Origin of the sequence: Arsenicicoccus sp. UBA7492, from assembly GCF_002479615.1 — a bacterium.
Taxonomy (GTDB): domain Bacteria; phylum Actinomycetota; class Actinomycetes; order Actinomycetales; family Dermatophilaceae; genus Arsenicicoccus; species Arsenicicoccus bolidensis.
In genome coordinates this window covers 1-11,198 of sequence record NZ_DLOE01000015.1, presented here as the reverse complement: position 1 = coordinate 11,198, position 11,198 = coordinate 1, and the positions used below count along the sequence as shown (strand labels likewise).

The 11,198-nt window shown below is 66.4% G+C and carries 9 protein-coding genes and 1 tRNA gene; 8 read left to right on the top strand and 2 right to left on the bottom strand.

All coding sequences use genetic code 11. The annotated features are described in order from the left end of the window. Both B4E97_RS04195 and B4E97_RS04190 read left to right on the top strand, forming a co-directional pair. Nucleotides 1-493 (top strand): hypothetical protein (locus B4E97_RS04195; RefSeq protein ID WP_286958802.1); only part of this gene is annotated, 493 nt, incomplete at its 5' end. Next, entirely contained in the window at nucleotides 493-927 is a 435-nt protein-coding gene (locus tag B4E97_RS04190; RefSeq protein WP_019285727.1) for a helix-turn-helix domain-containing protein, read from the top strand. The genes B4E97_RS04195 and B4E97_RS04190, both read left to right, overlap by 1 nt. Here B4E97_RS04190 and B4E97_RS04185 read toward each other — a convergent pair. Next, a complete protein-coding gene (locus B4E97_RS04185; protein ID WP_286958801.1) occupies nucleotides 855-1,325 on the bottom strand; it encodes a hypothetical protein in 471 nt (156 codons plus the stop codon). The two genes, B4E97_RS04190 and B4E97_RS04185, sit on opposite strands and share 73 nt — an antisense overlap. A 336-nt stretch (nucleotides 1,326-1,661) precedes the next feature. On the opposite strand from B4E97_RS04185, the gene der reads away from it, so the two are divergent. Then, complete coding sequence (gene der, locus B4E97_RS04180) at nucleotides 1,662-3,131, top strand: ribosome biogenesis GTPase Der (RefSeq protein ID WP_034251684.1); 1,470 nt, start codon at nucleotides 1,662-1,664, stop codon at nucleotides 3,129-3,131. Nucleotides 3,132-3,207: 76 nt separating this feature from the next. Continuing rightward, nucleotides 3,208-4,068, top strand: coding sequence for an SDR family oxidoreductase (locus tag B4E97_RS04175; protein WP_286958800.1), 861 nt, complete (start codon nucleotides 3,208-3,210; stop codon nucleotides 4,066-4,068). 96 nt (nucleotides 4,069-4,164) lie between these two features. Here the strand turns inward: B4E97_RS04175 and B4E97_RS04170 are convergent, their stop codons facing one another. Then, on the bottom strand, nucleotides 4,165-4,293 hold the full coding sequence (locus tag B4E97_RS04170; protein ID WP_286958799.1) for a hypothetical protein: 129 nt from the start codon (nucleotides 4,291-4,293) through the stop codon (nucleotides 4,165-4,167). Between the two features lie 172 nt (nucleotides 4,294-4,465). On the opposite strand from B4E97_RS04170, the gene B4E97_RS04165 reads away from it, so the two are divergent. From B4E97_RS04165 to B4E97_RS04150, 4 genes are all read left to right on the top strand, one after another. Next, nucleotides 4,466-4,539: transfer RNA gene (locus B4E97_RS04165), tRNA-Pro, on the top strand. Between the two features lie 261 nt (nucleotides 4,540-4,800). Continuing rightward, nucleotides 4,801-7,539, top strand: a complete 2,739-nt coding sequence (locus tag B4E97_RS04160; RefSeq protein WP_286958798.1) for a DNA methyltransferase — start codon at nucleotides 4,801-4,803, stop codon at nucleotides 7,537-7,539. 32 nt (nucleotides 7,540-7,571) lie between these two features. After that, on the top strand, nucleotides 7,572-9,521 hold the full coding sequence (locus tag B4E97_RS04155) for a DEAD/DEAH box helicase (protein ID WP_286958797.1): 1,950 nt from the start codon (nucleotides 7,572-7,574) through the stop codon (nucleotides 9,519-9,521). Further along, nucleotides 9,518-10,732, top strand: a complete 1,215-nt coding sequence (locus tag B4E97_RS04150) for a GIY-YIG nuclease family protein (RefSeq protein WP_286958796.1) — start codon at nucleotides 9,518-9,520, stop codon at nucleotides 10,730-10,732. The genes B4E97_RS04155 and B4E97_RS04150 overlap by 4 nt, the downstream gene beginning before the upstream one ends. Nucleotides 10,733-11,198: the final 466 nt, after the last annotated feature.

Genomic DNA, 11,198 nt, shown 5'->3' with positions numbered 1-11,198 from the left:
CGGCTGGGCCACCAGCGTGCGGGCGTCGTCCCCGCCGTTCACCATCCTCGGCTCCCTGGACGGGGTCGAGGCAGGGCTTCGACAGCTGCGACGGCGTCGCCCGCTGGAGACCGCGCGCGTCGAGGTGGCCGGCGCCGGGGAGCTGGTGGTGCCGACGATCGAGGAGACCCTGCGCGTCAAGGCCTACCTGGTGGTCCAGCGCAACCAGACCCGGGACTACCTCGACGTCGCTGCCCTGGCGGACGCGATGGGTCACGCGCCTGCCGTGACGACGCTGCTCGCCATCGACGACTACTACGCGGACCGATCCGACGAGCAGGGTGCCGTGTCAACACTTCTCGTGGAGCGGTTGGCCCAGCCTGACCCCCGCGACCGCCGCACGATCGACGAGCTGCCTCGATACAAGGGGCTGCTGCCCCGGTGGCACGACTGGTCGGCGGTGGTGCAGGTGTGCGCAGACCTGGCCGCGGTCATGGTGGACCGGGACGAGTGATGGCGCTGAGCTTTCGCAACGTCGATGCCGACCCGAGCGACCCGGTCGAGTCGTGGCCCTACGAGGGGCTGGTCACGGCCGTGGAGCGCGGCGGTCTGGCCGACTGGCGCCGGATCCACCGCGCCGTCCAGGCCGACCCGTGGGGTCCGGTGGCGCGCTCGCTCGAGGACTACTTCAGCTATGAGCAACCGTATGGCGTGACGCCGCTCCTGCAGCGCTCGATCGCCGACGCGCGCGCGGCCGCCGAGGCTGCCGAGAAGGCGGCGGTGGCCGACGAGGTCACAGCGCTCGTCGCGGCGAGCGGCCTGTCGCGCAAGGCCTTCGCCGAGCGCATCGGCACGTCACCGTCGCGGCTGTCGACCTACGCGTCCGGCAAGGTCTCGCCGGCGGCCTCCCTGGTCGTCCGGATGCGTCGCGTCGCCGGGGTCGGCTGAACGTCATCGGCCACGAGCTGTCGACATCCGCTCAGGAGGTGGTTGAGCGCAAGCGCGGCGTTGGTCGCCTGGTCGTCCGGGATGGCGGCCCACAGATGGCCCACCTGGTGGTCCACGGTGGCACTCACGCGGGCGACGAGCAGGCGCCCCTCCTCGGTCAAGGCGTCGTCACGCAGGAGGCCACGCGCGTGGAGCCCCGCGATGATGCCCACGGCATACGGGTATTGACCCTCCCCGGCGACGAAGTCCGCGAGCGAGCCAGCGGGTCTGCGGTCCTGTGCCAGCCTCAGGGTGACCCACTGCGGTTCGCCGAGGTCATGGTGCTCGAGGATCCGCTGCAGGACCCGGTTGAGCGCCTTCTCGGTCTGGCCCATCAGCCGCGGGCCGAACGGAATCATGGGTCGCTCCTGCTTCCTGGGAGATGGCCGTCCTGGGGGATGAGGTCCTCGCGGCGGTCCCGGGCGGTCGAGGCCAGCTGGTCCAGGAATGCCGCGACGGTCGACGCCGCCTCCTGGTCGAGCGTCGCGGTCAGCGCGTGGCCAGGACCCCGGTGAGGGTGGCTGCGCGGATGCCCGTCCGGCGGGACAGGTGGGCGCGTCGCGTCGCTCGTTCGGGCGGCGGCGGGGCATGAGGGACAATGGGATGCCGGTGCCCGCTCCGCGGCATACGGCAAGGACTGCTGAAGGACCGCTCACGTGACCGACCACGACAACCCGACCTCCGACGAGACTCCGGTGGGATCCGCGGCGGACGACACCCTCGACGAGGGGGTCGAGCAGGCGCTGCGTGCAGGGCTCGAGGACTTCGAGCTGTCCGAGGAGGACCGCGCCCTCATCGACGCCGAGCCGGGCTCGCAGGACGACGACGACAACGCCGGCCCGCTGCCGGTGCTGGCCGTGGTCGGGCGTCCCAACGTCGGCAAGTCCACCCTGGTCAACCGCATCCTCGGCCGCCGCGAGGCCGTCGTCGAGGACGTGCCCGGCGTGACCCGCGACCGCGTCGCCTACGAGGCGGAGTGGACCGGGCGGCGCTTCACGCTCGTGGACACCGGCGGCTGGGAGGTCGACGCCCGGGGCATCCACCTGCGCGTCGCCGAGCAGGCCGAGGTGGCCGTCGAGCTGGCCGACGCCGTGATGTTCGTCGTGGACGCGACGGTCGGCGCGACCGACACCGACGAGGCCGTCGTCAAGATGCTGCGCCGCTCCGGCAAGCCCGTGATCCTCGTGGCCAACAAGGTCGACGACCAGCGCGCCGAGGCCGACGCCGCCATGCTGTGGGGCCTCGGGCTCGGTCAGCCGTGGCCCGTCTCCGCGCTGCACGGCCGCGGCTCCGGCGACGTCCTCGACGAGGTGCTGCGGGTGCTGCCCGAGGTGTCCAAGGTCGGTGGCGCCTACGAGCGCGGCGGGCCGCGCCGCGTGGCGCTGCTCGGGCGCCCCAACGTCGGCAAGTCCTCGCTGCTCAACCGCCTGGCGGGGGAGGAGCGCGTCGTCGTCGACACCGTCGCCGGCACCACCCGCGACCCGGTCGACGAGCTTATCCGCCTCGGCGACACCACCTGGCGGTTCGTCGACACCGCCGGCATCCGGCGGCGCGTGCACCAGACGCGGGGCGCCGACTTCTATGCCAGCCTGCGCACCCAGTCGGCCCTCGAGAAGGCCGAGGTCGCCATCGTCCTCGTCGACGCCGGCGAGCCGATCTCCGAGCAGGACATCCGCGTCATCCAGCAGGTCGTCGACGCCGGCCGCGCCCTGATCGTCGCCTACAACAAGTGGGACACCGTGGACGAGGAGCGCCGCTACTACCTCGAGCGCGAGATCGAGCGCGAGCTCGTCCAGATCCAGTGGGCCCCGCGCGTCAACCTGTCGGCGCTCACCGGGCGCAACACCGGCAAGCTCGTGCCCTATCTCGAGACGGCCCTGGACTCGTGGGACATGCGCGTCCCCACCGGGCGCCTCAACGCGTTCTTCGGCGAGATCGTCGCCGCCCACCCGCACCCCGTGCGCGGAGGCAAGCAGCCGCGCATCCTGTTCGCCACCCAGGCGTCCACGCGACCGCCGCGGTTCGTGGTCTTCGCGTCCGGCTTCATCGAGGCGGGCTACCGGCGCTTCCTCGAGCGGCGGCTGCGCGAGGAGTTCGGCTTCGAGGGCACGCCGATCGAGATCTCGGTGCGCGTGCGCGAGAAGCGCGGCCGCCAGTCGCGGTAGGCGCCCGGCATACGGCCGGGGAGAGTGGGGCTGGCACCCACGGCACCCGACCCACGACGACGTCGAGGAGGACCTGATGACGAGCACGACCCTCGCCACGACCGGAGCCACCGGACAGCTCGGGGGGCTGGTCTCCCGGCTCCTCGACCAGGCCGGTATGCCGCACCGCCTCGTCGTGCGTGACCCGTCAAGCCCGCGGGTGCCGCACCACGACGCGGTCACGGACGTCGCCGCCGCCGAGTTCGGCGACCTGGACGCGGCGACGCGAGCGCTGGCCGGGGTCGACGTGCTGTTCATGGTGTCGGCGTCCGAGAGCGCGGACCGCCTGGCGCAGCATCGCACCTTCGTCGACGCGGCCGCGGCGGCCGGGGTGCAGCACGTGGTCTATACGTCGTTCCTCGCAGCGGCGCCGGACGCGACCTTCACCCTCGCGCGCGACCATCACGCCACCGAGGAGCACATCTTGGCCTCCGGCATGGCGTGGACCTTCCTGCGCGACAGCTTCTATCTCGACTTCACCGAGGCGCTGGTGGGCGAGGACCGGGTCATCCGCGGGCCTGCGGGGGAGGGCGCCTGCGCGTTCGTGGCGCGGGCCGATGTCGCGCGTTCGGCGGCCGCGGTGCTGTCGGACCCGGCCGCGCACACCAACCGCACCTATGACCTCACGGGGCCACAGGCGCTGACCCTCAGCGAGGTGGCGAGCACCATCTCCGCGGTGCGGGGGACGAAGGTCAGCTATCACGACGAGACGCTCGACGAGGCGTACGCCTCCCGGGCCGGCTACGGCGCCCCCGACTGGCAGGTCGACGCCTGGGTGAGCACCTACACCGCGATCGTCGACGGCACGATGGCGACGGTGAGCAGTGCCGTCCGCGAGCTCACCGGTTCGCGGCCGACGAGCTTGGGGGAATACCTGCGCAGCACCCCGCCGCGCTGACCTCCTCGCAACCGCGGTCCCCGCACGACAAAGGCGCGGATCCACCTCCAAGGGGGTAGGAGGTGGATCCGCGCCGGTCTGTGGGCCGAGCCCGCGTCACTCGTGGCCGGTGGGCTCGCTCTCGGTGCGGCGCGCGATCACTCCGCGCAGCTCCCCGTGGGTCTCCTGGTGCTTGCGCAGCAGGTGTCGGGCGTCGAGGTAGGCCTTCGTGCGGTATGGGGACATGGGGGTTCCTCTCGGTGGTTCCTGGATCGTTCAACGACCGGGAGAGGGCAGACATTCCGTTGTGTGAGGGTTGGGGCGAGCGCTCCTGCGGGGCGGCAGCGGCAGGCGGGATCGATTGGGAATCGTGGCCGCTCGTGCGCTAAGGTGACGTGTCGCTCACCGCGGTGGGCAACGGGCTGTAGCGCAGCTTGGTAGCGCACTTGACTGGGGGTCAAGGGGTCGCAGGTTCAAATCCTGTCAGCCCGACCGAGTTCGTTGGTTTACCAGCGAAAACGCGGTCACCGAGGTGGTGAGGTCGGTCCGACTCGGACCGATGTCACCGCTGGAGTCACCGCAAGATCTGCGAAAGGCCCCGACACCACACGGTGTCGAGGCCTTTCGCGTTGCCTCGACGGTACCGCCACCTCCGAGCGTCAGGCCAGCCCCGGTTGCTGTTGTGCTGGTGGTGCCGGAGTGCCTGCTGAGCACGCTGAGCGGCCGACCCTAGAGTGACGAGTACACGATCACGTGCTCGACGAAGGGACTGCAGTGGCTCGGCTCAACCTGAAGGCCATCGAGGAGCGTGTCGTGCCCCTGGGCGGTCGCGAGTCCTACGACCGCGAGTTCATCTTCGACCTGCTCCTGGCCTACGGGAAGCCGCAGGGCAACGTCACCCGCCTGCGGAACGGGTCGCTGAACATCGCGGCGGACCCGGCCACCGAGGTCGCCCAGAAGAACGTCGTCTACTTCAAGGAGACGACCGACGACCCGCTCGCCGTGATCGACGAGCTGAAGTCTTCGCCGGCGGTGGTGCGGTACAGCACCCGCTTCGTCATCGTCACCGACTACAACGAGCTGCTGGCGGTCGACACCAAGACCGGCGAGAACCTGATGATCCCGATCCGGGACATCGACCAGCACTTCACGTTCTTCCTGCCGTGGGGCGGGATGGAGAAGGCGCAGTACGTCGCGGAGTCCCACGCCGACGTCAAGGCCGCCGAGCGGATGGGCAAGCTCTTCGACGAGCTGCTCGCCGCCAACCCCGGGCTGATGGACGGGACAAGCGGGCGCCACGCCCTCAACGTCTTCTTCACCCGGCTGCTGTTCTGCTTCTTCGCCGAGGACACGGGCATCTTCACCGAGACGCAGTTCACCAACGCGGTCGGCTCGCACACGCAGGCCGACGGGTCGGACGTCCACGAATTCCTGGCGGTGCTGTTCACCGCGCTGGACACCGAAGACCCGGCCGACAAGCCGAACCACCTGGCTTCGTTCCCCTACGTCAACGGCCGACTCTTCACCCTGACCGCTGGCCTCGATGTGCCGACGTTCACCAAAGCCGCCAGAGACCGGTTGATCGAGCTCGGCACACTGAACTGGAGTGAGATCAACCCCGACATCTTCGGCTCGATGTTCCAGGCCATCGTCTCGCCCGGCCATCGCTCCGACCTCGGCCAGCACTACACCTCGGTGCCGAACATCCTGAAGACGATCGAGCCGCTGTTCCTCGACGGCATCCGGGAGCACCTCGACTCCGGCTTCGACAGCGTCCGCAAGCTCGAGGCGTTGCTGGACCGGATCAGCGCGATCAAGGTGTTCGACCCTGCCTGTGGATCGGGCAACTTCCTGGTCATCGCCTACAAGGAACTGCGCAAGGTCGAGCACGCGATCCTCGAGCGCCTCGCCGACCTTGACCCCAAGCACCAGGTGCTGTTCGCCGAGTCCAAGATCAACATCGAGAACTTCTACGGCATCGAGATCGACGACTTCGCCGTTGAGGTCGCGATCCTCTCACTCTGGATCGCGAAGCACCAGATGAACACCGAGTTCAAGGAGAAGTTCAACGTCTCGATCCCGCTGATCCCACTCAAGGAGACCGGACAGATCCAGGCGGGCAATGCGACCCGGGTGGACTGGAATAGGGTCTGCCCAAACGACGGAGAGCCGGAGATCTACCTGATCGGCAATCCGCCGTACGTCGGTGCGAGCCGCCAGAAGCCCGAGCAGAAGGCCGATTTCGCGTTTGTGTTTGGGGCGAGCAAGTACTCGAAGAAGCTCAACTACATCGCCCTCTGGTTCGCGAAGGGCGCCTCTTATATCGCCGGAACTCGTTCCGAGCTCGCTTTTGTCACCACGAAGACTGTGGCTCAAGGCGAACACGTCGAGCTGATGTTCCCGCCGATCCTTAGCAAGGGGTTAGAGATTGGGTTCGCCTTCCCGTCGTTCCAGTGGGACAACAACGCGAAGGGAAACGCAGACGTGACGGTGGCTGTGATGTCACTGCGTGCAATATCGAAACAGCCGAAGCACCTCTTCGTTGATGACCTCAAGATGGAAGTTGAGAACATCAACGGCTATCTCGCTGCCGGCAGGAACGTGTTCATCAAGGCGCGCTCCCGCCCGATCTCTGCGATGCCGCCAATGGTCATGGGGTCGGCGCCTGTGGACGGCGGTCACCTGCTGCTCGTTGACCGCGAGCGAGAAGAGCTGTTAGGTGCTCATCCGGAGGCTGCTCCGTATCTCCGGCGGATACTCGGGTCCACTGAGTTCATCAACGGAGTGGACCGGTACTGCGTGTGGGTAGACAAGGAAACCTATCCGGAAGCGAGCGCGATTCCGGCCCTCGCCGAGCGCTTTCGCAAGACCGCCTTGGCTCGCCTGGAGAGCCCGAAGGTGCCGACGCAGAAGCTCGCCGAGACGCCCTATCGGTTCGGCGAGATGCGCTATAAGGACACCGAGTCGATCATCGTCCCGAGCATCTCGTCAGGGCTACGTGACTACATCCCGGTGGGCTATCTCGATGCCCAGACGCTCATCTCGAAGAAGGGTTTCGCGATCTACGACGCGGAGCCGTGGGTTCTCTCGCTTCTGATGTCTCGGATGCACATGGCCTGGGTAAACGTGGTGTCGGGTCGGATGCGGATCAACTACCAGTACTCGAACACGATCGTCTACAACAACTTCCCGGTCCCAGCCTTGTCCACGGCCGTTAAAGAGAAGCTGACCGTCGCCGCGCTACGGATTCTGGACGTCCGCGAGTATCACTGTGAGCGAACCCTGGCGGAACTGTATGACCCGGACTTGATGCCTGACGACCTGCGCCGCGCGCACGCCGAGGTGGACACACTGGTCGACTCGATCTACTCCAAGCGCGGCTACGAGATCGACGAGCAACGGTTGTCGGACCTCTTCGCTATGTATGAGGCCATGACTGCCGACGAAGCCGCCAAGGCTCCGGCGAAGAAGACGAGGAGTGCGCGCAAGTGAACGCTAGCAAAAAGCCGGTCAACATCGTTGATGTGACCTACGCCCAGACCGGGGCGTCGGTCAACACCGACGCGATGGGCATGCGCGAGATGCAGCAGCGCGTCTTCGCCAAGCGTGACGCCCAGCACCTGCTGATCAAGGCCCCACCGGCGTCGGGCAAGTCCCGTGCGCTGATGTTCATCGCCCTCGACAAGTTGTACAACCAAGGCCGTAAGAAGGTCATCGTGGCGGTGCCGGAACGGTCGATCGGTGGGTCCTTCGCCTCGACCGGCCTCACGAAGTTCGGTTTCTTTGCCGACTGGGAGGTCAAGCCCGAGCACAACCTCTGCGACCCTGGGTCGTCTCAAGGCAAGGTCGGCGCGTTCATCGACTTCCTGAACGGCCCTGACGCCGTCCTCGTCTGCACGCACGCGACTCTGCGGTTCGCCTTCGAGAAGCTCGCCCCAGACGCGTTCAACGGCACCGTCCTGGCGATCGACGAGTTCCACCACGTCTCCGCCGACACCGAGTCCAGTCGCCTCGGAGCCCTGCTGCGCGAGGTCATGAACGGCTCCGACGTGCACATCGTGGCGATGACCGGATCGTACTTCCGCGGCGACTCGGTGCCGGTGCTGTCTGCCGAGGACGAGGCTCGGTTCACACCGGTCACCTTCAACTACTACGACCAGCTCAACGGCTACCAGTACCTGCATTCGCTTGGCATCGGCCACCACTTCTACCAGGGCCGATACACCGACGCGATCGGCGAGGTCTTCGACCTCGACCGGAAGACGATCATCCACATCCCCAACGTGAACTCTGGTGAGTCCACGAAGGACAAGATCGAAGAGGTCGGGTTCATCATCGACTCGATCGGCCACGTCGAGTCCACTGACCCGGACACGGGCATCATCACCATTCGCCGGTCTGACACGGGTGCGATGCTCCGTCTCGCGGACCTCGTCGACGACACGGACCAGAAGACGCGGGCCGACACGCTTCATTACCTGTCCACGGTGGCATCGAAGGATGCCGGCGCCGTCGACGTGATCTTGGCGCTCGGCATGGCGAAGGAGGGCTTCGACTGGCCCTTCGCTGAGCACGCCCTGACGGTCGGCTACCGCGCCTCGCTGACCGAGGTCATCCAGATCATCGGCCGGGTCACCCGCGACTCCCCGGGCAAGGACCACGCCCAGTTCACCAACCTGATTGCCGAGCCGGATGCCTCCCAGGGCGAGGTGAAGGTGTCGGTCAACAACATGCTCAAGGCGATCACTGCTTCGCTGCTGATGGAGCAGGTGCTGGCGCAGAACTTCGAGTTCAAGACCAAGCGCTCCGGTGATGACGGCACCAACCCGCCGGGCGTGATCAAGATCAAGGGCTTCAAGGAACCGTCGTCCGAGCGGGTGAAGCAGATTGTCGAGACCGACCTCAACGATCTGAAGGCAACAATCCTGCAGGACGATACGTTCGCGAAGGCTGCCTTCGGATCGGTGGACGCGGAGACCACCAACAAGGTCCTGATCCCGAAAATCATCCGCGAGAAGTACCCCGACTTGGACGAGACACAGGTCGAGGAGCTGCGCCAGCAGGTCGTTGTGGACTCGGTGGTCAAGAACGGCGAGGTCCGTCAGGTTGGCGATAAGCGCTTCATCCGGATGTCGGAGAAGTTCGTGAACATCGACGACATCAACATCAATCTGATCGACTCCGTCAACCCGTTCCAGCGCGCCTTCGAGGTCATTTCGAAGTCCGTCACGCCATCGGTACTGCGGATCATCTCCGACGCGATCACGGCAACCCGGGTCGAGATCACCGAGGAGGAAGCACTAGCGGCATGGCCCAAGATCCAACAGTGGGCCAAGGTCAACGGTCGGAAGCCGAACGTCCGCTCCGACGATCCGACCGAGAAGCGGTGCGCCGAGATCGTGCTCTTCCTGCAGAAGAAGAAGCAGGAGCGCGAGGCCGCGCAGCGCGCAACACAGATGGCGGACGAGGCATGACCAGCGAGGACAGCGTGGGACCTGTCGACTCCGCGTTCCCCTCCAACATCGACGCCATTTTGGACTCCGACGTCGACGGGCTCCTGGACGCGCCCGAGAAGCCGGTCAAGGTCACGGCGACGGACCGGCTCGAGCGGGCCTTCTTGGAAGTGGTGGAGTTCCGACGGACGCACGGTCGGATCCCGGACTCCACCACCCGCGAGATCGCCGAACGCAAGCTCGGGGCTCGCCTCGATGGGATTCTCGCGAACGAGGAGAAGATCGCGGCCCTGAAGCATCTGGATGAGTTCGGACTGCTGGAGGTCCCCGAGGCGCCTGCCTCGCTCGATGACTTGCTCGGGGACGATGACCTCGATCTGCTCGGGGACGAATCGGGACTCCTGGATGTCTCCGATCTACCGGTGCGGAAGGCCCCCGATGAGGCGGACTCAGTCGCGAAGCGCAAGAAGTGCCTCGATTTCGATCGCTTCGAGCACCTGTTCAAGACCAAGCATGCTGAGTTGGCCGACGGGACGGCGCAACTCGCCTCGTTCAAGGGTCTGCGCACGGTCACCGAGGGCCGGTTCTTCGTCCTCAACGGAGTGATGCTGTTCGTCGCCGAAGTGGGCGAGACGCGAGAAATGATCGTCGGCGGAAAGCCCGAGCAGAAGCAGCGGCTGCGCGTGATCTTCGAGAACGGCACCGAGTCCTCGATGTACCGGCAGTCTCTCTCGATCAGACTGTTCGAGCAGGAGGGTCAGTCGATCGTCCAAACCGGCCTGAGCGATGACGAGGAGATCCTCGAGGGTGACGCTGCCAGCGGTCACATCTACGTCCTGCGCTCTCTCAGCACGGATCCTCAGATCGCAGAGCTCACCAACCTGCACAAGATCGGATTCACCCGGGGCTCGGTCGAGGCACGGATCAAGAACGCCGAGACGTCGCCGACCTACCTCATGGCCCCGGTCGAGGTCGTGGCCGACTACCGGACCTACAACCTCAGGGCTTCGGCGCTCGAAAACCTCCTGCACCGGGTCTTCGCCGACGTCCGTCTCGACCTCACCCAAGCCGACCGCAAGGGTCGAAATTACGACCCGTCCGAGTGGTATGTGGCCCCCCTCAGCGTGATCGACCAAGCGATCGACCTGATCATCTCCGGGGACATCGTCAGCTATTTCTACGACAGGGAGGCTCAACGCCTTGTCTCCCGCGCATCGGACCACGACGGCTGATGGCGAAGGACGGGCACCGGCGCCCGACCTTCGATGAGGCGAGAAACGCCCGTTCTACAGCCGAGTTTGCGGTGCTGATGGCACCGGCCGCTACCAGTTGCGGCGTAGGCGGGAGACTGCTTGATGTCTTCCGTATTGGCGGGTCCTGGCGTTGGCTCACAGCAACGAGCGGTTTGCTGAACGGAGGTGGTTCAGGTTCAGGGACAGGTTTCGAGGTCCGGTCCTGTGTGCTCCGATTGGGGACGGCGGCAGTAGCGGCACAGCGGGTCACTCTCGGTCTCCTGACTTTGGACAGGTAGTGCGGGATCTGGAGGTGACGGACCGCTGACCTGTGGTGATTTCCTGGGGTTGGGCAGTTTCACGCACTAACTGGGTGCGTCTAGCCTCCTGGTGTGGCGTTCATCAGGCGGGTGCGGACGAAGTCGGGGGCGACGGCCGTGCAGAACGCCGAGTACGCCGCTGGGCG

Excerpts from the sequence above, each read along its gene's own strand:
- B4E97_RS04190 (WP_019285727.1), top strand. The coding sequence starts at position 493 with ATGGCGCTGAGCTTTCGCAACGTCGATGCCGACCCGAGCGACCCGGTC.
- B4E97_RS04170 (WP_286958799.1), bottom strand. The coding sequence starts at position 4,293 with ATGTCCCCATACCGCACGAAGGCCTACCTCGACGCCCGACACCTGCTG.
- B4E97_RS04150 (WP_286958796.1), top strand. The coding sequence starts at position 9,518 with ATGACCAGCGAGGACAGCGTGGGACCTGTCGACTCCGCGTTCCCCTCC.
- B4E97_RS04175 (WP_286958800.1), top strand. The coding sequence starts at position 3,208 with ATGACGAGCACGACCCTCGCCACGACCGGAGCCACCGGACAGCTCGGG.
- B4E97_RS04185 (WP_286958801.1), bottom strand. The coding sequence starts at position 1,325 with ATGATTCCGTTCGGCCCGCGGCTGATGGGCCAGACCGAGAAGGCGCTC.